The following is a 23,827-nucleotide window of genomic DNA, read 5'->3' on the forward strand; positions in this document are numbered from 1 at the left end:
GCCATGCACGACAGAATAATGTCATCACTTGCTTGAGAACTTCATCATGTATCATTCATCTATTAATCTTCTTGATGTTCGCGCTTTTGTGCTGGTCGCTAACTTAGGTAACTTTACAAAGGCGGCTGAAGCACTCAACGTGTCGAGGTCCCATGTTTCGAGGCAGATTCAATCGCTAGAAAAGCAAATGGGAGTGAGTCTACTTATTCGAACCACTCGAACAATGAAGTTAACGGAAGCAGGTAAAGCATTTTTAAGCTCTTGTGATGGTGCATTGCAGTCGATTGATCAAGCGGTACATGCTGCAATTGACGATGTGGAAGAAGTCCGTGGAAGTATTAAGATCAATTGTGTAGGTGGTTATATAGGTGAGGAGCTTGTTGCAAACTACTTATCTCAGTTTTTATTGAAATATCCAGAGGTCAATATAGAGCTTGATTTCTCGAGCCATCGAGTTGACTTACTCGAAGAAGAGTTTGATTTAGCCATACGTATGGGGGTATTACCCGATTCTAATTATATCGCTAGACATCTCACAAACATTGAAATGCAAACGCTAGCCAGCCCTGACTACCTTGCTAAATACCCTAAACTAACTCACCCCAAAGAGCTAAAGCAGCATAAATGCATTACAGGCTCAGTAACCAAGTGGCGCTTTGTAAATAACATCAATCAAGAAGTCTTCGAAACTTCCATTAACGGCGACCTGAAATGCAAGAACGGGCGTGTGCTAATTAATGCGGCAAAGTCTGGGTTAGGGCTAATTCGAGTCCCGACCCTTTATTGCGAAGACGAATTGGCGGCAGGGGTTCTAAAACCTGTATTTGATGATTGGGGTATTGAGTTGGTACCACTTTCGCTAATTTATCATAGGGATAGATATCAACCTCGTAAGATTAAGGAGTGTGTACGTCATTTAATGGCGTGCTTCAGTTCTTAATGTTTGTAATCTGGTTTTAGTCTCGTTATCTTGTTCAATAGAGTGCATAGTCTCATAGGCGTAGTTGAAGAGAAGGGCTAATTGTGCAGTTAGTTGATAAAATAAACGCAACTTTGATCAGAGATATAGGATCAAACGATGAGTTTGACTTTGAAGACCTCAGTGGCAAACTTGCTGAGGTAACTGAAGTTATTGGCTTTGAACATTATCTCTTTGCTGTTTCGGTGCCGGTGACAGTAATGAGAGCTGAAAATGTCGTGTTGACTAACCAACCTTTAGCTTGGCGGCAATTCTATGAAGATAATGAAGTCATGTACTTCGATCAAGTTGTACTTCATTGTCGGAATAGCATGCTTCCTCTCCAATGGCGATCTCTTCTCGCCAATGATATTCCAGATGATAAAAATGTGATCAAATTGGCGTCTGACTTTGGTTTGGGAGATGGGATTACGATCCCGCTTCGCGCCAACCATGGGTGCTTGGGGCTTATCAGTTTTTCTAATAGGAAAGGAACTCGGAAGATAGACCACGAATCAACGATCCTATCAACTTACGTGGGGAGTCTGGTTGCTGATTACATTAACGATATCAGAAACCATGTATGTGAAAAGCAGTTCGGACAAGTTAAATCGAGCCTCACACTTAGAGAGCAAATATGTTTAGCTTGGGTAGCGGAAGGAAAAAGTTCGTGGGAAGTGGCCCAGATTATTGGTTGCTCTGAGCGCACTGTAAATTTTCATATTCAGAATGCGAGTGAAAAGCTCAATGCATTCTCTCGCACTCAAGCGGTCTCTAAGGCCTTGCTAACCGGCTCTATCGAGCCTATGTTGGTTTATGGAAGCGTTGGTAAACCAATTTCGTAACGCTTCATTAATGGGGACACGTAAAGCGACACTTTTCGTATGCTCTAACATTCTAATCTTTCCATCACCTATGCGTTGATTCGGGATACCGACGTGGCGCATTATCCTTTCTATTCCTGTGGTTGTTGGCGTAATAAATGTAGTGAAGCCCTGCTCAAAACCATATTGCACAACCAAATAGAAAAGTAGTTCAGTAAAGTTAATGTGAGATGCTTGTTTGGATACCTCGCGATCGACTGCAAACCTTGAAAGCTCGATAACATTATGGTCGTCAAATGATTCTCCCTGAAGTAATTCTGGAAAAGTGTGCTTCAACATGTAAGGTGTATCGGCATGTATAAGCCTCCAACACGCGACGACCTTGTCCTGGTATTCAATAACAATGAATTTGGCATCCGGTCGATCATATTCATCAATGTCTAGTTGATTTTCAGTATTCAAAGACCAACGAAGTCTACGCACAAAAACATCATATCTTAGCGTGTGCATTTCGTATTTCTGCTTCTCGGTCAATTCATCATATTTTCGGATATAGACAATAGGTTCCATGGGGTTTCCTCCTATACAGTTTCATGCATAGGTTAGCGCCACGCTTTGGAGAGGATAACTGACAGTTTAGTCAGCTTGAATTATTGCAATTACGGAAAAGTCAACCTGTCAGTTTCTGCAGTATCTTATTTTCGATACAAGCGTATAACAGTCTTAAGACCCTGTGAACCTGACTAACAACGTCCGAACGATAGATTCAGAACAGAATATAGAATTACACCATGGCTAGGTGACTTTTGGGTTTACAGGGTCTTTCTTTTTTCGTCAGCATTTCCCCACGTCTATCTCTCAATTTGTCTTTGCTTTCCACGACTTGATCTATTTGTATTGATAATACTTACTGCATCACTGATAATTGCATGCCATTCATATTCTAACGATGTGTTGCGAAACCTAGATGCAAAAGCTGACGAAGAAATACACTTTACTCTTGTTTAAATCAGCGCTTGTATCTTCTTTGATTTACGGCTTCGCTGTGTTCCAATCCCTTGATAAGTTGGTAAAAAACGAAGTAGCGCAGTTTCATCTAGTCACTAAATCCATTCAAGATTACAAATCTACTTTGTATATACTGGGTGTGCTTTTTGAGGCACAAATTGCGGCCAATAAAGATGAAGAAGTTGGCTACCCACTTTTCGACAAAGGGCGAGTCTACTTGCTCAATCCAGGTGAGCCACTAACCCATAATGAACGGGTTGTTAGCATGACGGCACAACGTATGTTTAATAGCATGCCCGAATTAGCATTAGGGCAAGAATACCTTTTGTATTATCGCTCCTATGAAGGAATGAAAATACTATCTAGTCATGCTTTTGGTCTTACCAACACGAATGTGAACGAAGTCTTTTCTAAAAAAATATGTTTGGAGTCGTTTAAGTGTTCAAAGTATGCGTCTCAAGAAGATTTGGATAACCGAATTGTAGTTTCCGATATCTATAGAGATAACGTAACAAACAAAACCGTTATCACCATCTCAAGCCCTGTTTATGACGAATTTGGAATGGTTGGAGATGTTAACGCTGATGTTTATCTCGATAAGTTTCCATTTCTCTATAACAAACAGTATTTTAGTACGAGAAGTGAAATAGGGCGGGAAATCATTATTGAAGACACTCGTTACCCTTTCCATCAATCAGCGCACGCGGAACGAACTCAAGTCGACGATAGGCTTAGCATTGTCTATAAAATACCCTACAGCAAAATTGTCGTAGATTCTCTTTGGATCTACTTTTCTATGGTGGCACTGTTTTTCTATGTCGTCATTCGACTGGATGAGCTCAAGGTCAAAAGAGAAAAGTTAAAACTGGCAGAACTGGCAATAAAGTTAGATGAACTGACAGGGCTTTATAACCGTGCAATTCTTAGAGACAGTGGCATTAAGTATGCGATTGAAAAGAAGGGTTTGGCTGTCATTGTCATTGATGGCGATAAGTTAAAGCTAATTAACGATAACTACGGGCACCATGTTGGGGATGAGGCTATTGTGTATATTGCACAATGCATGCGTCAGTGTTTTCGTGAGAGTGACTATCTTATACGTAGTGGCGGTGATGAGTTTCTAGTCTTATTACCTGGGTGTGGACTGCAAACTGCAGAGCGTTTGGCCAATACATTGAGTCGAACTATACGCTCGAAAACGTTTGGTGCAAATAAGTTGACGCTTGATATCAGCTTGGGTGTCACGGTGTTACAAGAAAAAGAGTCTCTCTCGTCGGCCATTAAGCGAGCAGATGCTTTGCTGTATCAGGTCAAGCGAAACAAAGCTTAACCCTACATTACAAATGAATTAGGCAGAATAATGCATAAAGAGCATGACTACAATTTATTGAAAGTATTAGTTTTAATATATCAATATCGCAGTTTGACCACTGTGGCTGCTGTGTTAGGTAAAACGGAAAGTGCGATCAGTAAGCATCTGTCTAAATTGAGAGAACAATTGGGTGACCCGCTGTTTGTAAGGTCGTCCAATGGGCTAGAACCTACACATTATTTAGAAAGAATAATCCCTGGTATCGAAACAGGTTTACGTTCGGTCGAACAGGCTTTGAAGCGAGGGGAAGCGTTTGACGAGAAAAACTATGAAAAACCAATAGTTGTTGCGTTAGACAATTTATCGATCGAATGCTTTGGTACAGAGCTGTTGGTCGCGCTTAAGTCTGTATTTTGTCGTTCGAGGGTCGAACTTAGAACTTGGCGTTCAGATACTTACCAATCTATTGTCGATGGGAAAACAGACATAGGTATTCAGTTCTTTAATGAAGATTGCTCCAAAGCGGTCTATCAAGCCAGTCTAATTAATGTCGAAATAGGGGCGGTTGTCGCGAGTAATAGTCATATAGATAGTTGGGAGCAAGTATTCGAAAATCCGTGTGTTTTCTTTGAAATTCGCGGATGGAACGAAACCAACCACAGGTTGATCAAACAGATGGCAAAATACGACTTATCGTTTGATTATCAGGTTAAATTGGATAATCTGAGTGTCGCCCTAGCCATGATTCAGAGAGACAATTATTCGGTGGTGTTATCCAAGCATTTGATGCCGAGTAACGGTTTTAGATTTGTGCCATTTCCGGATTACATGCAGACATTTACGCCAGTTGTGACGTGTATGAAGCAAAGTAATCGACAAAATCCATTGCACCGAAAACTGCATGACATTATTAAAAGTATCGTAAATAAGAAAGGAGAGGAGTAGACCTCTCCTGCTCAAAGTTGGCTAACTTGCTAGGGCGGGTTTCTTACTCTCAAGAACATCGTGTGAGTTGATCAATTCCACGATTGAGTTCGCTTCATACTTATCTAGAATACGAGACTTGTACGTGCTGATTGTTTTCGCACTTAATGACAAAAATTCTGAGATTTGTTTGTTGGTATAGCCTTTCTTAAGGTAGTTAAATACTACAGTTTCTCTTTGAGAGAGCACAATATTACGGCTTCGCTCTTTATAGTCAGTCTTAAATAGGTTGTAACCACGCATCACACCACTAATCGCATCACGGATAAGCGGACTGTCTTCTGATTTACTAATGTAACCGTTGACGCCCAGTTTATAAGCAGTTTCTGAGTATACTGGGTAACCGTAACTGGATACGAAGATTGCTTTACCATTGTAGCCACAAGCGTAGGCTCTGCGCATGAACTCAAAACCGTCAGCTTCTGCGAGATTTACATCTAGGATGATAAGTTCGATATTACTGTTTTTTACTAGGTTTAAAGCCGTCTGAATATTACCGGTTTGGTGGACTAGATCTAAATCATCGATGCTAGACACGATCTGAGCTAGTGCTTCCCTAACTAGCGGGTAGTTATCAATGATGAGGCAGTCTTTCGTGTTTGGATAGAGCATTCACTTTACCTTGCTATACAAATGATTGGCGAAACAGGATTGGGAAAAGAGCGCGATCACTTGTCGGTTACGTCTAAAATCTTAAGAATTATTTTTAGTGTCGAATTAACGATGCTCGGAAGTATAGGAAACAATGCACTGAAAGTGTGGAATGATGGAAATTCCAAATAGGAATAATGTCAGAATGTTGGAGTTGTTCATTTAAAACAGTAGGTTACGAAAGATAGATAAATTGTATTTATCGTTAAGTTGTATAATTTGAGTTGACCTTGACTGTTTGTGTCGAAGAGATAAATGATGAGAGAAGTATAGTGATTACGAAGGATGCTATGTTTTATGTCGATTTATCATGATGTTAGCTATCTATCATTATGTGATACGACTTCTGGTAAGTTAATTACTAAAAAGTGTGATTTTCATCTTGTTTTTGCTTTGTGTAGGTATATAATTACGGATAAAAGTAATTAAATTACAAAATACCTATTGGAGAACGAACATGGGTTATGAACTAGGTGCTGCTTACATCGGTCAAATCGCTGCAAAGAAAATGATTGACGAGATGCTATATGGCAAGCCACAACCTAAAAAAGTATCTTTCATCAAGCGAATGATGAAAAAGCTAGCTAAGTAACGGAATTCTTGCAAAAAGCCCGCGATTTAATCGCGGGCTTTTTGTTATTTCACGGCTCTAATTTTTGGTCAAGATACGTTTTTCTCACCAAACTCTAGAACGTTATCAGGTTTGCTATCGAGATTCCGCTTGCTAAGCCAACTTTCCAGATTGTCTGCACCGCCAATATATTCATCTTCTAGCCAGATTTGTGGCACAGTAACTGGTGTTTTTAATCCTATGTGTGCCTTTACTTCGGGGATCATTCTATAAAGGGCGGCACTATCTTTAACGACATCAGAATATGTGTAAGGAATGCCAGCATCATCAAGCATTTGCTTAGCTTTGACGCAATAAGGGCAGGTTGCTTTACCATAGACAATGTTACCAGAAAGCGTATCGCGCTTTGTCCACTCTTGAATAACAGATTGAACCAATACACCTCTGTTTAGGGCTTCACCTTGACTGATGACCTTACCCTCAACCATTAAAATAGGGGCGTGCCAAGCTCCAACTTTTAAAGGCTCCCACCAGTGAGATAACCAATCTTTCACTTCTAACTCAATTGGGATACCGTCCAATTCGTTATTGAAAGTGTCATTGAGAATATCTTTAGTCAATGTGCATTCACCGCATGGAATGTTGACTTTAAATGGTCCCCAACTACCTGCCCAACGATAAAGAGTGATTTTGATTGGTTCCGCCATAGTGTTAGCCTCTTGAATAATCCGTTTAATAATTAGAACTGCTAACTCAGGGTTTTATTTCACAGTCGCTGCACTTTTTCGCTTTCTAGTTTCCCACTGAGTAATAAATGCCACCGACGCTATAATTATAGCCGCTCCTAACCATAGCCGGCCTGGGGGAGCCCAACCAAAAACAATCCAACCTGCAAGCACATTCATTGGTAGCTTTGCGTGGTCAAAAGGTTGGACAAATGACGCATCTGCCACCGAATACGCTTTCACAATAGCCCATTGTGCAAGCGCGGTTAGCGATCCTGCTACGATAAGGAAGCCCCATACGACACCGGAAGAAGGGAATGACCAATCTGGTAAAGCGAGGAAAAGGTTAAATGGCGTTATCAGTAGCAGCAGGTATACGACCATAGTTGATGGCGAGTCATCGGAAGAGAGCTTTTTCACCATAAGTGAATAACATGCCCAAAAAAACGCTGCGCCAACAGGAAGTAAGGATGCCCAACTGAAGTTATCGGACCAGGGTTCTAGGATTATCATGGCACCAACAAAACCACACAACGTCGCAAACCAACGCGCAGGACCGACATTTTCCTTTAATATTAAACCTGAACCTAAAGTTGCAAAAAGAGGCGACGTCATCAACAGTGCAATGCCTTGCCATATTGGGACAGGATAAGCCAGTGCCCACATCCATAGTTGTATACCTATGACAGAGAGAAAGACACGAAATAGGTGTGCTGGAAAGTGTGAGGTTTGCAGCGACTGTCGAAAACCCAGTGTTCGCAGATAAGGGATGATAACTACAAAAGCGATGGCATATTGAATCAAAGCCACCATAGTAGAGGACATACCGTGGTTAATACTGACGATTTGGGCAATGTTGTTGACGAGAGCAAAGGAAGCGCCAGCTGCTAGCATCCATGCTGCGCCCTGAATAGGGTGGTGTTGTAAGCTCATAATTGACTTCTTTATTTTTTTTCAATGTTACTACGGATCTTATCAAGCACCAAATAGGTTAACGGCTGATTTATTTCTGCTACAGATCAATTATCTGTTCGAATGTTCAAATGTTATTCGATGCTATATTGATTTTTTATGCCGATTAATAGATATTTATGCCAAATTTTATGCTTGGCTAATACATAATTATGAACACTCATACTAAAGAGCATGCGCATGTTGCTGATGGCACAAAAACATGGCAGATGCCGGATACTCTTATCTTAATTTTCATTGTCGGCATTCTTGCGACAATTTTGACTTACTTTATCCCTGCGGGACACTTCGACAGTCAGCAAGTTACCTATATGGTAGATGGTGCAGAGAAGTCACGTACCGTTATTGATCCTCATTCATTCCAATATGCGACTGATGAAAATGGTGAATTAGTCTATCAGTCAGTCGGATTATTCGCATCGGGTGGCGGCATTGGATTAATGAATTTCGCGTTTGAAGGACTAGTTTCTGGTTCTAAGTGGGGTTCTGCGATCGGTGTAATCATGTTTATGCTCGTGATCGGGGGCGCATTTGGAATTGTGATGCGTACCGGTACGATCGATAACGGTATTCTACGTTTGATTGATAAAACCAAAGGAAGTGAAGCACTTTTTATCCCTGTTCTTTTTGCTTTGTTCTCTTTAGGTGGCGCGGTATTCGGAATGGGAGAAGAAGCCGTTGCCTTCGCCATTATTATTGCTCCGCTTATGGTACGTCTTGGCTATGATGGTATTACTACTGTAATGGTGACGTACGTAGCTACGCAGATTGGTTTTGCTACCTCATGGATGAACCCGTTTTCAGTGGCCGTTGCTCAAGGTATTGCCGGAATTCCAGTTCTCTCTGGAATGTCGATGAGAATTGCTATGTGGGTTGCATTTACCATCATAGGTATTGTGTTCACTATGGTGTACGCATCTCGAATCAAAGCAAACCCGGAATTATCATATAGTCACCGTACCGACATCTTCTTTAGAAAACAGACAGACACAGTGCAAGAATCACGCTGGAATCTTGGTGATACTCTCGTTCTGACCACTGTTGTAGCAACGACCATCTGGGTTGTCTGGGGGGTGGTAGCACATGCATGGTATATCCCAGAAATTGCTTCTCAGTTCTTCACCATGGGTTTTGTTGCGGGACTGATTGGTGTGGTATTCCGCTTGAATGGTATGACCCTTAACGATATGGCGGACGCTTTTAAAGAAGGTGCTGGTATTATGTTAGCGCCTGCTTTGCTAGTAGGCTGTGCCAAGGGCGTTCTACTAATTCTTGGCGGTGGTACCACGGACGAATCTAGTGTATTGAATTCGATCCTTAATGGCGCTGGTGGAATGATTAGCGGCCTGCCTGATGTGGCTGCTGCTTGGTTAATGTATGTGTTCCAATCCATCTTTAACTTCTTTGTGACCTCTGGTTCGGGTCAAGCAGCGTTGACTATGCCACTGTTAGCGCCGTTGGCTGATATTGCAGGTGTCACTCGTCAAGTTGCCGTACTTGCTTTCCAATTGGGTGATGGTTTTACCAATGTTATTGTTCCTACCTCTGCATCTTTGATGGCAACCTTAGGGGTCTGCCGTATTGATTGGGGTGATTGGGCAAGGTTCTGCTGGCGCTTTATTTTGCTGCTATTTGTTTTAGCAAGCTTTGTGGTCGTTGGAGCACACTTAATGGGATTTGCTTAGGCTTAAGCATTGATTTAGTGTAGTGATCAAGCGGGCATTAGCCCGCTTTTTATCATCAGAAAGAGAAACGAAACACGTGATTGAGTCAGAAAATTTTCCTACCATCAGCTCATTAGATGTTGAAACCTTATCAGCCGGGATTCATCACTTTTGGTTTAAAGCCTCAACCAATGCTATGGGGATTGAGGTTCGACTACCTGTGGTTGTTGCTAAAGCAGAGAAACCTGGGCCCAAAGTTGTTATCACTGCTGGTGTGCACGGCGATGAGTTAAACGGTGTTTTGACCGCTCAAGAACTTATTAGGCGTCTACCAGAAGTACTAAACGCTGGCTCGGTAACAATTGTCCCATCAATCAATCTATCAGGCATTTTAAACCACAGTCGAGATTTTCACTCATCTGACCCTGATTCGTCTCCAGCCAATCTTAATCGATTTTTCCCCGGTAATCCGAATGGTGATACAGCCAATCGCTATCTTGATACAATTTGGACACAGTTATTAAAACCAAATGGTGAACTCGCTATCGATTTGCATACGCAAACGCGTGGTGCTACGTATCCACTGTATGTGTTTGCAGATTTTAGGTTAGAGCAAGCATTAGAAATGGCCCGACTCATGGAGCCAGATGTTATTCTCAACGACCCAGGTGATCACGGTGTGTTGGAAACCGTCTGGAATAATTCGGGTGTTCCTTGCATAACAGTAGAAGTTGGAATGGGTAAAGTGACTCAACCTGAACTCATCGAGAGAGCGGTGTGCGGCATCAAGCAAATACTAGTTAACCAAGGAGTGATTGAAGGAGAATCACCAAACGTTACCCCGTGTGACATCGAAGGGAAAGATATCATCAGCGTTCGTGCTAATAAGGGTGGTTTTGTTTTACCACAAGTGACCCTTTTGGAAAGAGTGGAAAAGGGACAACTTCTGGCGGTGCAATATGATAGTTTTGGTCGTATGACCGACAGTTACTACGCACCTAATGATGGTACCGTCATTAGCTACAACGTTGATAGTTTGAGAGAGGCGGGGGCTCTTGTTGTTCGCTTAATCCGATAAAGTAAAAAAAGCCTCCCTCTATTAGGGAGGCAAAAATAGTGACCACTTGTTCAGTCTCTTCTGCCTAGATAGCATAGCTAAGAATCACCTTCTCCCTCTTAGAAAAACAACTCCGCCATGCTGAGACTGACAAGTGCAAATGCTGCTAACATTTGTCTCTACTACTAAAGCAGTAGTTGTGCCAACTTCTTTGAAATTATAACCAATTGTTTTATTTGGATATTCTATTTATCGGTGGAAGAACGATGTGAATACTAAAACAGGATTTGGTGCAGCTGCACGAAAGTAGGGAAGGCCAGGCCAAAATGACCTAGCCCTATTAATCTATATGCTACGTATAATCTAGAAGTCGTAACGTAGACCTAGACGTAGTGTGTTTTCAACATCGTAGGCGATTTTATTGTTTGCGATGTCTGAAGAGTCACCTTTGCTACGATTGTCGATCTTGTAAGACAAATAAGTGCGTAATGACTTATTGAAGTGGTACTGCCCTGTTAGTTCAAAAAAGTCATCTTTGTCGTATTTGCTTTCACCAGCGCCTTTTCCTTCATATTGAGCTTTTGCATAAGCTGCCATAATACGGAAACCATTATCAAACTTATAAGTACCAGATAACTCGACACCATTGTAGTCGACATCAGCAGCGTTATCGAAATCGTAAGTGCCCTGGGTATAAGTACCGCCAAGAGTCAGGCTTGCGATAGAGTAACTCAGGCCGCCGATAAACTGATTGGCTGAACCGTTGTCGTTATTGCCACGGAACTCATCCTCAGAAACATCGTTCATCGCGTAGCCTAGGCCAATATCCAAACCAAATGGAGTGGCATAAATACCAGAAAGACCGTAGCCGTTTTCGTTTTTCTCTTCAGCTGCAATAGCACTCGCTTTGATAGAAAGAACATCTGAGAATACGTTAGAGTAGGCGATGGTGTTGTTGATTTGTTCATTACCCGCATTAATGAACGTTTTCTGGCCGCCAGTCCAAATTTGTCCGTCATCTGACATTTGTGAGATTTGTACACCGGCTGTATCTTGCCTACCGAATGAGATATTACCAAACTGCGTTCCAATACCGGCAAACATGTAACGCTGTTTTAAACTATTGGTTGGCGTGTTGTCTCCAGATGAATTCACACCCTGTTCAGCTTCATAGAAACCGAATCCAGTGAGGCCGTCGGCAATTTGAGTCTCACCACCAACGTTTAGACGAAAGCGAGATTTGTTCGCCATTGAACCTTCGATCTCCTTCCCTTTGTCGCCAATAAAATCACCACGGAACTCAGCACGACCACCAATATTTAAGGTTGTTCCATCTTTACTATATACTTCTGCCGCCAAAGCTGAACCTGAAACCATCACTGCTAAAACAGCACTCGCTAGAATTGCCTTTCTCATTTTTCTTACCTTTTAAGTATCAATTAAATGCGTCCTTCTTTCGGTGAGGACGTCGTCTTCTTGGGATGCGAGTAAGTTATTGGATGGGTATGACAGAAAAATGTGAGTTGTGTTACGGTTTGATTTAATTGGGGTTGGGCTAAAAAGTATGTTTAAAGGATTACGTCGGTGCAAAAAAAGGGCGTTTAATCGCCCTTTTGAAGTATGTAATGCAGGTTTTAGAAGTCGTAGCGAAGGCCTAGACGAAGTGAATCATCCGCATCTTTGGACAACGAGCTACTGTCAGCTTTTAGCATGTTGAACTTGTAGCTCAAATAAGAGTGAATCGAATTGTTGAAGTAGTATTTACCCGTCAACTCGACATAATTGTTCTTTTCTAAGGTAGAAGAGTCTGTAGGAGAGGTATCACTTTCTTGTTTTGCGTAAACACCTTGAGCCACAAAACCATTATCAAATTTATATTGTCCAGCGAACTCGTAACCGGTGAAATCTACATCACCAGCTGATTCTTTGACCTTACCTTGAGTGTATGTACCAGCTACATATAGTTGACCAACAGCGTAACTTAGACCACCCATAAACTGGCTTGTCTCCGCAGTATCGGTAGCACTAGTTATCCATTCGTCTCCCCCTGCATAACCTAAACCAATACCAAGACCCATAGGTAACGTGTAGATACCAGATATACCGTAGCTATTTTGATCTTTTTCATCACTCAGAATAGCATTTGCTTTCAAAGACAAAGCATCATCAGCGAACATTCCAGTATAAAGGATGTTGTTGTTAGCTTGCTCGTTACCGGCATCAATAAACTCTTTTTGAGCACCAGTGTATGTTGCAATATCAGACATTTGAGATAGCTGTACTAAAGCTGTATCTTGGCGACCAAATGAGATTGCACCAAAGTTAGTTTGAAGGCCTGCATACATGTAACGTTGTTTGAAATTGTCTGTTTGACTATTTCCTGCACCAGAGCCATCCGAATTCACGCCCTGTTCCGCTTCGTAAAATGCGAAACCAGAAAGGTCATTGGTTATCTGTGTGTTTCCGCCTACGTTCAAACGGAAACGGGAGTTGTTATCCATTGAACCGTCCAACTCAGCACCCGATGATTTACCAATAAAATCACCACGGAACTCTGCACGTCCACCAATATTTAATGAAGTACCATCTGAATTGTAGACCTCTGCAGCAAGTGCTGAACCAGAGACGAGTGCTGTTGTAATCGCCGTAGCGATGGCTGCCATTTTCATAATTCTATCCTTTGATTATTATTAACCACTGCAATGTTTCCACTGCTAGACCATTTATTGCCTTATGACATAAGTGGCCTAATGGAAGGATAGAACGCCTTTTCTAGCTTTCCTTTCTAAATTCCAAATAGTTCCCCTCTAATTACTCTTTTGTGATCTATCGCTCATAAATGACGTGCTTCATTGGCAGTTTTATAACTCACAACAAAGTAACTCAGCAGGCGTTACTCAAAAAATGGGAGATTGTTGACAAAAATGATGTGTTTTGAAGACTTAAATCTACTAATTAAACTGAAATATCAAAACGTAACTTGTTGAATTTCACGTGCTTCTCTGTCTGATAAATAACCGGAAAGTGTTTAAAAATGTGAATTTAATCACTCTAAAACAACAAAAAACATAAATCATCCTCATCTAAATGGTTGTTTTAGATCGTTTTACGTTTTTTCTAATTGTCTTAACTTGTTGTATTTTAATGATTATATAAAATAGAAAACACTGTTTTTAATCTTTTACGTCTTTTTATGAAGCCTTTGGGAACTTTAGGGTTAGAGTGATTTCCGTCATGTTAATCCAGCGTTACATCAAGTCGGGTTACATGCATGGGTGTTATGTCTGTGTACGTAACAGCTTTATGTGCGTTATGTCATTCGTTGAAATGACACATAAAACTTGAAATATGGAAATCCCAATGAACAAAAAAATTATTGCATTAGCAGTTTCTGCTGCAGCTTTCGGTACTACTGCTCAAGCAGTTGAGCTATACAACCAAGACGGTTCTACTTTCTCTGTAGGTGGTCACGTTTCTGTTGGCGTTCAAGATTCTGAGAAAGGCGATGCTGGTGTAAACTCTGTATCTCCACGTATTAACTTTGAAGCTACTCAAGATCTAGGTAACGGCTTTACTGCTGATGCTAAAGGTGAGTGGGCTCTAAACATGCTTGACGGCGGTGATAACTCTTTCACTACTCGTCTAGGCTACATTGGTGTTAGCCACGCTGAACTAGGTCGCGTAGCGGTTGGTACTCAGTGGGCTCCATACTATACAGCTGGCGGCGTAGCTGACCTTCCAATCGCTTTTGCGAATGACTTCCTATACGACAACCACGGTGCCCTAGGTACTGGTCGTGCAGACGCTATGCTTGCTTACACAAACGCATTTGATTTTGGTAACGCTGGTGCATTTAACTTCGGTCTAGGTTGGCAAGGTGCTAACGACATCGATAACACTGATATTCCTAGCGGTGTTCTTACAGGTAAGTACGACCTAGGTCAACGTGGTCAAGTTCAACTTGGCTATGATGTAGCTGGCTTTGGTATCAACTACGCGTACACTGGCGGTGATATTACTTCAACTGGCGCAACTCCTGCTCTAGATGATAAAGCGCAATCTCACCTAGTTTCTGCTAAATACGGTACTTACGGTAAAGGTCTATACGTAGCAGGTGTTTATGCAATGAACGATTACATGAACAGCTACAATGGCCGACAGCTTGAAGATACTAAGGCTTATGAAGCAATCCTAGCTTATGGTCTATCAAACAGCCTAAACCTATCTGTAAACTACGAAGCAGTTAAGAACGACGGTGATACGCTAGGTACTGGTTACAATGGCGAAACTATCTACGCAACTTCAGCAATCCAAGCTGAGTACGACGTAACTACTCGCATGCGTGCATATGCAGGTTATGAATTCGACCTACAAGGTACTGGCGCATTCAAAGAAGACCGCGACAACATGTGGATGGCTGGTGTTCGTTTCTTCCTATAATGGAAAGCTAACTACCTAATTCTAAAAACCCGCTCTATGAGCGGGTTTTTTTGTTAGACAAACGCCTCAGTGAATGTAATTGCTGAGTGCTATTTAGTGCATAAATGCGTTTGTGGTAAAAATATCTTACAAATTCTAGTAAGTTGTCTAAATTACTAATCAATTTAGTTATAACTTGTTGTTTTTAAGTAATAAAAATAGCAATTACTTTGTGCTCTAAAACTTCATTTCATTTCACATCACTTCTGGGAACTCTCTCTTTAAAGTATCTCCATATTACAAGTTTCAAGTTTTTAACGAATTGTTCATCAGTGTTGCGCACAGCACCTATGAGCAATACGGCATTAACACCCAAGTACTTACGTTCTGTAACGCGAATAAAAGTACCTAACTGTCATATATGGAAATCATAATGAACAAAACTCTACTTGCTCTTGCAGTGACTGCAGCAACGATTGGCACTCAAGCTAACGCGCTAGAAATCTACAACAAAGAAGGCACGCAAATGTCTATCGGTGGTCATGCGACTATCGGTCTAACTGGTGCTCATGCAGGAAAAGACGCTCGCGTTGAAGAAAAGTCTCCTCGTATTAATCTTGAAGTGATCCATGACCTTGGTAATGGCTTTAAGGCAGACTTCAAAGGAGAGTGGGCAATGAACATGTTAGAAGGTGGCAAAAACACCTTTACGACTCGTCTGGGTTACATTGGTATAGGGCATGAAACATATGGCCGTATTGCAGCAGGTACTCAATGGTCTCCTTATTACATGGCAGCCGGCGTTGTCGATACGCCAATCGGTTGGTCTAATGATTTCCTTTACGACAATCAAGGCTTATTTGGTACTGCGCGTGCTGATAAGTTAGCGGCGTACTACAATACTATTGACTTTGATGAAGCGGGTGCTTTGACAATCGGTGCTGGCTGGCAAGGTGCTAACTCTGTTGATGAAACAATTGGTTATAAGCAAGATGGCAAAACGGTAGCGGGTGCTGGCGACCAAGTTTATTCAACAAAAACTCAAACTTGGCTAAGTTCGCAAAACCGTGGTCAAGTTGCTCTCGGGTATACGATCTCAGGTTTCAACGTCAACTATGCATTCAACAGCGGCAATGTTGTTGAGCGCAATGTAGCTAAGCTTGCTGAGTCTAACTTGGTTTCAGCTAAGTATGGTAATTTCGGCGCGGGTTTATATGTTGCAGCTACATTCGCTGACAACAAAAATATGAACTCATTCGACAGCAAACTAATTGCGAAAACTCAAGCTGTAGACTCGATTCTTGCATACGGTTTTGACATGGGTTTGAACTTAATCCTAAAGCATGAAGAAATGCAAGATACAGAAAACAATGTACGTGTTAAATCTGGAACTTCTGTTCAGGCAGAATATACAATTAACCCACGCGTTCGAGCATATACAGGTTATAACTTCGACAACCAAGGCGAGACTGGTGCGAATGTAGATTACCGCAAAGCGCAAGACAACCAATTCATTATCGGTACGCGTTTCTACTTATAATGTCTTGATAACCTAAAACGACGAAAGCGCCCCTATTAAAGGGGCGCTTTATTGGATCTATTAGGTATTGCACATTACAGTTGAGCGAGTGCTGATCCTGCTTGGGGTTGCTGAACCTTCGCTTTCCCAATCAATTTCAATGCGGTCTTATCATCCCATATGAAGTCTTTGTCGCTGCCAATTATCGCACTGTTCATCTTGGCTATTTCGTTCCTCAAAAGTGCATCATCTTCTTCTGACAATGAGATTGTTCTTTTCCATGACCGATATGCTGTTTGTGTTGCAATTGGATCTCGGTTTTTAATCGCAGCAATTAAGTTTTCTTTAATCGATGCATTGTTTATTGAACTCATTGGTGAGTTGTCATTAAGTTGGTTCTGATTGGCTTTACTAGTGCGGTACCACATTGCACTAGAGAAAACCCAGAGTGCAGCGAATAATCCGGCGATATATGGCCAACTACCTGAGTCTTTAACAATTGTTGTTGTACCAGGCAAGCTTGATGTTGGACTTGAGACTGGCGATACGGCGTTAATCACTTCGTTCGCTGTTACCGAAACGTTCAACCCTTCCAGTTCAGTTTGGGCTGGCTTTTTATTCACTGAATCCCACCAATTAATCTTTACAGCAGGAAGAGTAAAGTCGCCACCATGTTGAGCTATGAGAACTTGTTTAGTGATCATAGTGACGCTGCCATCATCGTTACTTTTGAACGATGGCTTTTCTGAATAGACCCGAAACGCATCGGGGTTACTGACCGATATATTAGGTAACTGAGCTGACGTTAGCCCTGTTGCCGTTAGAGTAATGGTTCGTGTTAAGGAGTCGCCGCTGGCAATTGAAACTGACTTCGTCTCTACGTTTTTCCCACTATCTAATTTCCAGGTTTGAGACAGAGAAAGTTTCGAAGTTGGTAACCAACTATCGGTATAGCCTTCCGGTACTGGGTCAACTTTTAAGTCAACCGTAGGTGAGTTGGTATCCAGAGTGAGGATCTTCGTAGTTCCACTTCTATTGTTCCCATAAAGAACCCCCCCAGTGAGTGTTGGCGCTTTAATGGCGAAATTACCACTATCGATAGCGGTGACTCTGTATGACTGATCAATGATCATAACCTCCATACCATCAAGCACAGCTTGATACTGTTTAGGTTCGCCAACTGCCTCAATATCTAACCCTGGCGCTTCTGGTGAGGTTAAGTTGGGGTTTTGCAGTAAACGGGGATCGACCTTAACAATGATTCTTGTATCTAGTAACGCACTTTCCTTGGGATAAAGTTCTGACTTACTTAATTGAGTACGAACTTCAATCATGTCTTTGGTCGTAGGTGTTTGCTCATCGATGGTAACGTTCAATGTAATAGGGGAGGTGGCAACACCATTGACATCAAAACTAGGGATGGTCAGTTTGCCAATTCTTTGTGGGGCGATCGCCACCGTCCAAATACTGCTGTCTGTACGCGTGCCATTCAAGATATTGACGGAAGAGCTAAAATTGGGTCGACCAAGATAGAAGTCTTTTGAAAGTGAACTAAAGTCCACCTTATTTCCGTCTAGTTTTTGGTCTGCGACGATTTTTAACTGAATGACCTCATCTTTGCTGACTTTGGTCTTGTTTACGCTTGCTGTTACGTTCAATGCCCATGATGAAAAGCTGACAGCAGAACTAATAATAGCGAGTAGCACTAAGGTGAGAGATTTTATGTTCTTCATTGTAATTACCAATCTTTCCCTGTTGAGGTAGGGACTTCTTTATTCTTCGATTGCAACAACATTTGTGCACGCAGCAAATAACTTGGGTCGCGCACGCTTTCAATTTGCTCAAGTTTTCTAAGATCGGGGTCGACGTTTTGTTGTGTTGTCTCTTTAGCTAGTTGAGCTTGCTTTTGCTCTTCAGAAGCTTGTGACTGTTGCTCACCGGAACTCGCACTAGCGGATTTTTCGGTTGATGCTTTAGCTGTATTGTCTTTCTCTTGAGGCTGCTTTGCCTGCTGATTCCGAGATTCTTTATTATTATCGGAATGCTCTGGTTGCGAATTATTCTTTGTGCGCTCTGAGTCTGGTTTTGCGGTTTCACCAGATGAGTTCTCTTTACTGCTTGAATTAGCGTTAGATTGCGATTGTTGTTGACTTGTCTTTGCCCCGTTGCCACCATTTTGTTGCTGTTGCTGTTGCTGTTGCTGTTGCTGTTGCTGTTGCTGTTGCTGTTGCTGTTGCTGTTGCTGTTGCTGTTGCTGTTGCTGTTGCTGTTGCTGTTGCTGTTGCTGTTGCTGTTGCTGTTGCTTCATTGCGTCTTTAACTAGATTAAGATTAAACTTCGCATCAGCATGGTTAGGCTGTTGATTGAGCACTTGTTGATACATATCAGCTGCTTTTTCCAATTCACCATGCTGGGCATAGGCATTACCAAGGTTATATAAAGCGCTGATATCGCTCTCGCCCTGTAAGTTGTCGATAGCTTGTTGGTAATCGCCATTTTCATATTGCGCCGCTGCTAACCATTGCTTGTTGCTGAACAAGTTCTTGGCGGACTCGTAATCTTTATCTTGAAAGGCTTGGTAACCAAGTTGGTTCTGATTATTGAATGCGCTATCAATGATGGACGCCTCTGCGTTGTTACTATTAAAACCAAAAAGAATAGCGAGTAAAGGAGAGCAAAACACTACGCCTTTCCTAAATAATGGCAGCAAGAGTACTAATACAAGAGGAAGTAACCAGTAGCCGTTATTTACCCTTATATCGACGCTTTGCTCTCCTTCTTTCTTAAGGTTTGCGGTTACATCTGAGGTTTTGATCAGACTCGAAATGTCCTGATTGTCACTTCGATACGTTGTATAGTGCCCTCGTCCCACTTTTGCTGCTTGCTCTAAGTTTGTAAAGTGAGTTTTGGCAACGACGGTGTTTCCCGACTTGTCAGTCAACAGAGAACCGTCGGGTAGTGCAATAGGTGCGCCTCCACTGGTTCCGAACGCTAAGACTGAAAGTTTCCAGCTATGACCGCTGAGCATCGCTTCAATTGCTTTAAGTTCACTTTGGCCTAGATCATCAGAAAGCAGAATGATTTCACCGCTAGACAAACCCGCTTGTTTCATCATATCGATAGCTTGCTTTACGGCTAAGTCTGCTCTCGCACCTTGGAATGGCATAATCTCCGGCGAAAGGTTTGTGATTAGGTTGCCCAGCGTGGCGGAATCTGTCGTTAGGGGGCTTAAAGTGTAAGCATCGCCTGCGTAGGCTACTAATCCGGTCTGCCCATCGGTAATCAATGGAAGTAGATCCTGTGCCTTGTACTTTATTTGAGCGAGACGGCTAGGTTTGATGTCATTGGCATAAACTGAACGAGACATGTCTAGCACTAACACTCTGGCACTGGATGATTGAAATGCAGGCCGAGTTTGGGTTTCAAAGCTCGGTCCTGCAATCGCGGTTATCAGAACAAGACAAAGTAACGTTAACCAAAACTGAGCTGACTTTTTGGAATCAGATTGCAACTTCAACGCTTTTTCTAAGTGAGAGGCGATAAGTGATGAGTTAGATTGACGGTAGTTCTTCACCGCAACAACTAAAGCAACGGGCAAAAGTAGCCAAAACGCTTGCGGATAGAGAAATTCAAAATTCATCTTTTTCTCTCCTTAGTATCACTAAAAGCATAATCAGCAACAGGCTGACCGTCGCGGGTAGTGCAAACCACTCGGTTTGAGGTCTCCAGGATTGGGTGGCTTGCTGAACAGGTTGTAGTGCATTGATGGTATCGTAAATGGTCGCTAGTTCATCGGCATTACGAGCTCTGAAATATTGTCCGCCAGTTATGTTAGCGATTTTTATCAAAGTCTTTTCGTCTAAATCTTCTGCGGTGTTTACCGTGCGGGTCATAAAGAAATCTTTAACCTGCATCTCACCTGCGCCGACACCTATGGTGTAAATCGTGGTGCCGTACTTTTTGGCGATTTCTGCTGCTTGAACAGGGTCAAGAACACCGGCGTTATTGCTGCCATCACTGAGTAATATCATGACTCGTTGCGGAGCGTTACTATCGACAAAGGTTTTTGTCGCAAGTCCAATACCGTCTCCTATGGCAGTCTGGGTGCCAATCAGTTTTAATACGGTTTGATTAAGCTGAGTTTTAACGGTCTCCCTGTCGAAGGTCAGTGGGGTCTGCAAATAAGCGTGGTCAGCAAAATATACTAATCCGACTCGATCTCCCTTGCGACGGTCAACAAAATCTGACACCACATGTTTGACGGCAGTGAGCCTATCAATGTAACCATCTTGATATGCCATATCTTGTTGGCTCATTGAATAGGAGAGGTCGATGACAAGCATCATGTCACGGTGCTTTGGCTGAATCTCAATAGGCTCGCCATACCAAATTGGTCGAGCAGCAGCAACTACTAGGCTTACCCATGCCATTATTGCGATGGTCCGGACGAGTAGTATTTTCTTTCGGCTCGCAGCTGGCATGCCTGAAATGTGAGGTAAAACTATAGATGCGCTTGGTTGTTTAGGTTGAAAGAACTTATAACTGAGGTATGGCAGGGGTAGCAAAGCGAATAGCCACCACCATTCAAATGTAAATTCACTCATGATGCAGCATTCCAGTTTCGATATTTTCTTTTTGGAGGCAGCGCATTCTGTACCCAGTATTTACAATCGGAGATTAAGTTTGCCTCCTCATCTTTTGGAGGATTGGCGCTAGTGTATAGTGCGGAGTGCCACGAAGATTCATTGGGTATGAACCTCGGCGAGGCAAGTTGTGAATCCAAAAAACTAAACCATGATTGTCCAGTCAAATTAGCCACCTCTTTTCTAGGGAAGTAGCTAAGCGCCGCTTGGCGTAATATTTCATTGGCTTCAGCGGGTGACAATGTGGACACATCGCTTGTAAGCATTTTTAAAGCGGCTTTTTTTGCGCGCTCTTGCTTACGTTTTCTACGTATCAATAGAACAGTTAAAATGATGGAAAGCACAATGAAACCCAGTAAAGCCCAGTATCCCCAAGGTAGGGGCCAAACGCTAGGCTCGGTTGGTAGGTGCAATGGCTTTAAAGGTAAAGTTTGAGGCTGACTTAGCTGGCTCATAATTCACTACTTAAAATTGGACATTAATAGCTGTTGTAAAAGCGGTGTTCCGCTTGATACTTGAGATAAGGCAATACCATATCGATTTAACTTGGAAGTTAGCTCGCGCTGTTGCTGCGTATATATGGATTCAACGGTTTTCCTTGTACGATCATTAGAAAAGTCTATTGATAACCGTTCATTTTTACCCATTACGTTTTGTATACCCTTAGCTTTGGTGATACCAAGCTCGATAGGGTCAAACACCTGAATAGCTCGTACACGGTTGTGTTTAGATAGCTTCGAAATGGCGCTTATATCCCTATCAGAAGTCGCCGAGAAATCACTGATCACAATGACCTCACTTCCTTTATTGCAGAGATTGGCTAGTACTTGATAAGGGTCTTTGTCACTTTCCATATCGTTAGAATTAGGAACACTCTTCGATTCCGTTACTACGTTATGAAAACCCTCATTATGAGCGTCGACGAGTTGCTGCAGTAATTGGTATAGCGAGGCTCTTGAGCTCGAAGGACGAAGCTCAAACAAACGTCTATTGGTTCGAATAACCGCGCCAACGCGATCTTTATTGCCAATAGCAATCCAACTTAACAAACTGGCTAAGTGACAAAGCTGCACTGACTTTAACAGCAGTTGCGTTCCCGTATACATGCTTGGTGTCAGGTCTAAGAATAGAACAACAGGGCGTTCTCGCTCTTCAGTAAAAAGTTTAGTGTGCACCTTGCCAGTGCGAGCGGTAACGCGCCAATCTATTTGTCTAACGTCATCACCAGCTTGATACTGGCGAACTTCAGAAAACGTCATTCCACGTCCCTTACGAGGGCTGGCATGCTGTCCGTTAAGTTGTGACCAGAGGCTTTTAGCTGGTGGCTGCCAACGTTTACCGTGTGTTTGATAGAAGCAGAGCTCCTGCAGAGAAATCGAGGCTCCATTACACTGTATAGGCAAGTCTCCGCGCACGATAGCGGTCTTGAGGACGTGACTGTTATTGGTATCTTTTCGAAAACCTTTAGCAAGGTTAAATTTTCCGAACATAAGCCAGTTTACCTACGCCGATGCAACGGTTTTTAGTAACTCGTCAATGATTCTATTGCCATCAATTCCTTCGGCCTGCGCTTGATAAGTCAGTAACAGTCGATGTCGCAGAACTGGGTAAATGATTTCGTGAATATCTTCTGGGCTTACAAAGTCGCGACCAGATAGCCAAGCGTGAGCTCGAGCCGCTCTATCTAACGCGATAGTTGCACGTGGACTCACTCCCATCTCAATCCAGCTGACTAGGTCGTTGCTATAAGCATCTGGAGTTCGTGTTGCCATAACCAATCGAACGATATATTTTTCAATAGACTCTGCCATATGAATGGATAAAACTTGGCGTCGCGCTTCGAAAATTTCTTGTTGGGAAATACGATTCTCAAAGTGGTGACTTTCTCCTAAAGCTTCACCGCGATTGAGCCTCAAGATCGCTAGCTCACTATCCGCATCTGGGTAATTGACCTCTAAGTGAAGCAAAAAGCGGTCTAACTGAGCTTCTGGTAGTGGATAGGTTCCTTCTTGTTCTATGGGGTTTTGTGTTGCCATGACGAGGAAAAGATCGGGAAGAGGGTAGGTCGTTTGACCAACACTAATCTGCTTCTCCGCCATTGCTTCTAGCATCGCCGCTTGTACTTTAGCTGGTGCGCGGTTTACTTCATCCGCCAAAATAAGGGAATGAAATATCGGACCAGACTTAAATTGAAACTCACCAGTCTCAGGACGATAGATATCAGTACCTGTTAAATCTGATGGTAGAAGGTCCGGTGTAAACTGAACACGATGGAAGCTACCTTCAATGCAATCGGCTAAGGATTTTACCGCACGTGTTTTTGCAAGACCAGGAGGGCCTTCTACCAGTATATGTCCATCAGCGAGCAACGCTACGAGCAACTGTTTCACTAAGTTGTCCTGACCAATAACCTGAGATTCGAGATAGCGTTGAAGTTGTTGGAAAGACTGCGCTGGCATGATGATGTTTCCTTATGGCGAGCGATTGAGATAAATAGGTAGATGGAAAACTACCGCGAAA

Annotated in this window: 21 protein-coding genes; 9 read left to right on the top strand and 12 right to left on the bottom strand. The window is 42.4% G+C overall.

From position 1 onward, the window contains the following. Positions 1-46 precede the first annotated feature (46 nt). Positions 47-940 carry a LysR family transcriptional regulator gene (locus JKJ11_RS17105; RefSeq protein ID WP_252039608.1) on the top strand — a complete coding sequence of 298 codons (894 nt, stop codon included), beginning with the start codon at positions 47-49 and terminating at the stop codon, positions 938-940. A gap of 83 nt (positions 941-1,023) precedes the next feature. Continuing rightward, positions 1,024-1,803: a helix-turn-helix transcriptional regulator gene (locus tag JKJ11_RS17110; protein WP_006069068.1), complete on the top strand. Its 780-nt coding sequence runs from the start codon at positions 1,024-1,026 to the stop codon at positions 1,801-1,803. Here JKJ11_RS17110 and JKJ11_RS17115 read toward each other — a convergent pair. Beyond that, the gene (locus JKJ11_RS17115) at positions 1,744-2,352 is read right to left on the bottom strand and encodes an acyl-homoserine-lactone synthase (protein ID WP_062455600.1); all 609 of its coding nucleotides are present in this window, start codon (positions 2,350-2,352) and stop codon (positions 1,744-1,746) included. The genes JKJ11_RS17110 and JKJ11_RS17115 overlap by 60 nt on opposite strands. 397 nt (positions 2,353-2,749) lie before the next feature. On the opposite strand from JKJ11_RS17115, the gene JKJ11_RS17120 reads away from it, so the two are divergent. Together JKJ11_RS17120 and JKJ11_RS17125 are read left to right on the top strand one after the other, a co-directional pair. Next, on the top strand, positions 2,750-4,120 hold the full coding sequence (locus tag JKJ11_RS17120; RefSeq protein ID WP_198558738.1) for a sensor domain-containing diguanylate cyclase: 1,371 nt from the start codon (positions 2,750-2,752) through the stop codon (positions 4,118-4,120). A 30-nt stretch (positions 4,121-4,150) separates the two neighbouring features. After that, entirely contained in the window at positions 4,151-5,047 is an 897-nt protein-coding gene (locus JKJ11_RS17125; protein ID WP_006069065.1) for a LysR family transcriptional regulator, read from the top strand. A 21-nt stretch (positions 5,048-5,068) separates the two neighbouring features. On the opposite strand, the gene JKJ11_RS17130 is transcribed toward JKJ11_RS17125, so the two are convergent. Continuing rightward, entirely contained in the window at positions 5,069-5,698 is a 630-nt protein-coding gene (locus JKJ11_RS17130; protein WP_006069064.1) for a response regulator transcription factor, read from the bottom strand. Between the two features lie 496 nt (positions 5,699-6,194). Between JKJ11_RS17130 and JKJ11_RS26045 the strand changes: the two genes are divergently transcribed. Beyond that, the gene (locus JKJ11_RS26045) at positions 6,195-6,329 is read left to right on the top strand and encodes a hypothetical protein (protein WP_006069063.1); all 135 of its coding nucleotides are present in this window, start codon (positions 6,195-6,197) and stop codon (positions 6,327-6,329) included. A gap of 68 nt (positions 6,330-6,397) precedes the next feature. Here the strand turns inward: JKJ11_RS26045 and JKJ11_RS17135 are convergent, their stop codons facing one another. Both JKJ11_RS17135 and JKJ11_RS17140 read right to left on the bottom strand, forming a co-directional pair. Continuing rightward, on the bottom strand, positions 6,398-7,015 hold the full coding sequence (locus JKJ11_RS17135; RefSeq protein ID WP_252039609.1) for a glutaredoxin domain-containing protein: 618 nt from the start codon (positions 7,013-7,015) through the stop codon (positions 6,398-6,400). A 54-nt stretch (positions 7,016-7,069) separates the two neighbouring features. After that, on the bottom strand, positions 7,070-7,966 hold the full coding sequence (locus JKJ11_RS17140) for a DMT family transporter (protein WP_006069061.1): 897 nt from the start codon (positions 7,964-7,966) through the stop codon (positions 7,070-7,072). A gap of 248 nt (positions 7,967-8,214) precedes the next feature. Between JKJ11_RS17140 and yfcC the strand changes: the two genes are divergently transcribed. Next, positions 8,215-9,690 (top strand): putative basic amino acid antiporter YfcC, encoded by a 1,476-nt coding sequence (gene yfcC / locus JKJ11_RS17145; RefSeq protein ID WP_207383168.1) that lies wholly within the window; start codon positions 8,215-8,217, stop codon positions 9,688-9,690. Between the two features lie 76 nt (positions 9,691-9,766). Next, on the top strand, positions 9,767-10,747 hold the full coding sequence (locus JKJ11_RS17150) for a succinylglutamate desuccinylase/aspartoacylase family protein (protein WP_252039610.1): 981 nt from the start codon (positions 9,767-9,769) through the stop codon (positions 10,745-10,747). Positions 10,748-11,089: 342 nt separating this feature from the next. On the opposite strand, the gene JKJ11_RS17155 is transcribed toward JKJ11_RS17150, so the two are convergent. Further along, complete coding sequence (locus JKJ11_RS17155; RefSeq protein ID WP_124941871.1) at positions 11,090-12,142, bottom strand: porin; 1,053 nt, start codon at positions 12,140-12,142, stop codon at positions 11,090-11,092. Positions 12,143-12,360: 218 nt separating this feature from the next. Then, positions 12,361-13,395 (bottom strand): porin, encoded by a 1,035-nt coding sequence (locus tag JKJ11_RS17160; protein ID WP_252039611.1) that lies wholly within the window; start codon positions 13,393-13,395, stop codon positions 12,361-12,363. Positions 13,396-14,086: 691 nt separating this feature from the next. Here JKJ11_RS17160 and JKJ11_RS17165 point away from each other — a divergent pair. Together JKJ11_RS17165 and JKJ11_RS17170 are read left to right on the top strand one after the other, a co-directional pair. Further along, the gene (locus JKJ11_RS17165; protein WP_252039612.1) at positions 14,087-15,166 is read left to right on the top strand and encodes a porin; all 1,080 of its coding nucleotides are present in this window, start codon (positions 14,087-14,089) and stop codon (positions 15,164-15,166) included. 412 nt (positions 15,167-15,578) lie between these two features. Beyond that, positions 15,579-16,685 (top strand): porin, encoded by a 1,107-nt coding sequence (locus JKJ11_RS17170; protein ID WP_063603293.1) that lies wholly within the window; start codon positions 15,579-15,581, stop codon positions 16,683-16,685. Positions 16,686-16,759: 74 nt separating this feature from the next. Here JKJ11_RS17170 and JKJ11_RS17175 read toward each other — a convergent pair whose 3' ends face one another. The 6 genes from JKJ11_RS17175 to JKJ11_RS17200 are packed head-to-tail and all read right to left on the bottom strand — an operon-like array spanning position 16,760 to position 23,766. After that, entirely contained in the window at positions 16,760-18,397 is a 1,638-nt protein-coding gene (locus JKJ11_RS17175; RefSeq protein WP_252039613.1) for a BatD family protein, read from the bottom strand. A gap of 5 nt (positions 18,398-18,402) precedes the next feature. Beyond that, on the bottom strand, positions 18,403-20,304 hold the full coding sequence (locus JKJ11_RS17180) for a vWA domain-containing protein (protein WP_252039614.1): 1,902 nt from the start codon (positions 20,302-20,304) through the stop codon (positions 18,403-18,405). Beyond that, positions 20,294-21,268, bottom strand: coding sequence for a vWA domain-containing protein (locus JKJ11_RS17185; RefSeq protein WP_124941876.1), 975 nt, complete (start codon positions 21,266-21,268; stop codon positions 20,294-20,296). The genes JKJ11_RS17180 and JKJ11_RS17185 overlap by 11 nt, the downstream gene beginning before the upstream one ends. Further along, the gene (locus tag JKJ11_RS17190) at positions 21,265-21,762 is read right to left on the bottom strand and encodes a DUF4381 domain-containing protein (protein WP_006069051.1); all 498 of its coding nucleotides are present in this window, start codon (positions 21,760-21,762) and stop codon (positions 21,265-21,267) included. The genes JKJ11_RS17185 and JKJ11_RS17190 overlap by 4 nt, the downstream gene beginning before the upstream one ends. A gap of 6 nt (positions 21,763-21,768) precedes the next feature. Beyond that, positions 21,769-22,797, bottom strand: a complete 1,029-nt coding sequence (locus JKJ11_RS17195) for a DUF58 domain-containing protein (RefSeq protein ID WP_252039615.1) — start codon at positions 22,795-22,797, stop codon at positions 21,769-21,771. A gap of 12 nt (positions 22,798-22,809) precedes the next feature. Next, positions 22,810-23,766: an AAA family ATPase gene (locus tag JKJ11_RS17200; RefSeq protein ID WP_006069049.1), complete on the bottom strand. Its 957-nt coding sequence runs from the start codon at positions 23,764-23,766 to the stop codon at positions 22,810-22,812. Between the last annotated feature and the right edge of the window lie 61 nt (positions 23,767-23,827).

Source organism: Vibrio sp. SCSIO 43133 (genome assembly GCF_023716845.1).
Classification (GTDB): Bacteria; Pseudomonadota; Gammaproteobacteria; order Enterobacterales; family Vibrionaceae; genus Vibrio; species Vibrio mediterranei.

Coding starts and splice junctions, on each gene's coding strand:
- JKJ11_RS17180 (WP_252039614.1), bottom strand. CDS start 20,304: ATGAATTTTGAATTTCTCTATCCGCAAGCGTTTTGGCTACTTTTGCCC.
- JKJ11_RS17155 (WP_124941871.1), bottom strand. CDS start 12,142: ATGAGAAAGGCAATTCTAGCGAGTGCTGTTTTAGCAGTGATGGTTTCA.
- JKJ11_RS17170 (WP_063603293.1), top strand. CDS start 15,579: ATGAACAAAACTCTACTTGCTCTTGCAGTGACTGCAGCAACGATTGGC.
- JKJ11_RS17140 (WP_006069061.1), bottom strand. CDS start 7,966: ATGAGCTTACAACACCACCCTATTCAGGGCGCAGCATGGATGCTAGCA.
- JKJ11_RS17120 (WP_198558738.1), top strand. CDS start 2,750: ATGCAAAAGCTGACGAAGAAATACACTTTACTCTTGTTTAAATCAGCG.
- JKJ11_RS17135 (WP_252039609.1), bottom strand. CDS start 7,015: ATGGCGGAACCAATCAAAATCACTCTTTATCGTTGGGCAGGTAGTTGG.
- JKJ11_RS17160 (WP_252039611.1), bottom strand. CDS start 13,395: ATGAAAATGGCAGCCATCGCTACGGCGATTACAACAGCACTCGTCTCT.
- JKJ11_RS17115 (WP_062455600.1), bottom strand. CDS start 2,352: ATGGAACCTATTGTCTATATCCGAAAATATGATGAATTGACCGAGAAG.
- JKJ11_RS17190 (WP_006069051.1), bottom strand. CDS start 21,762: ATGAGCCAGCTAAGTCAGCCTCAAACTTTACCTTTAAAGCCATTGCAC.
- JKJ11_RS17165 (WP_252039612.1), top strand. CDS start 14,087: ATGAACAAAAAAATTATTGCATTAGCAGTTTCTGCTGCAGCTTTCGGT.
- JKJ11_RS17195 (WP_252039615.1), bottom strand. CDS start 22,797: ATGTTCGGAAAATTTAACCTTGCTAAAGGTTTTCGAAAAGATACCAAT.
- JKJ11_RS17185 (WP_124941876.1), bottom strand. CDS start 21,268: ATGAGTGAATTTACATTTGAATGGTGGTGGCTATTCGCTTTGCTACCC.
- JKJ11_RS26045 (WP_006069063.1), top strand. CDS start 6,195: ATGGGTTATGAACTAGGTGCTGCTTACATCGGTCAAATCGCTGCAAAG.
- JKJ11_RS17125 (WP_006069065.1), top strand. CDS start 4,151: ATGCATAAAGAGCATGACTACAATTTATTGAAAGTATTAGTTTTAATA.
- JKJ11_RS17175 (WP_252039613.1), bottom strand. CDS start 18,397: ATGAAGAACATAAAATCTCTCACCTTAGTGCTACTCGCTATTATTAGT.
- JKJ11_RS17200 (WP_006069049.1), bottom strand. CDS start 23,766: ATGCCAGCGCAGTCTTTCCAACAACTTCAACGCTATCTCGAATCTCAG.
- JKJ11_RS17130 (WP_006069064.1), bottom strand. CDS start 5,698: ATGCTCTATCCAAACACGAAAGACTGCCTCATCATTGATAACTACCCG.
- JKJ11_RS17105 (WP_252039608.1), top strand. CDS start 47: ATGTATCATTCATCTATTAATCTTCTTGATGTTCGCGCTTTTGTGCTG.
- yfcC (WP_207383168.1), top strand. CDS start 8,215: ATGCCGGATACTCTTATCTTAATTTTCATTGTCGGCATTCTTGCGACA.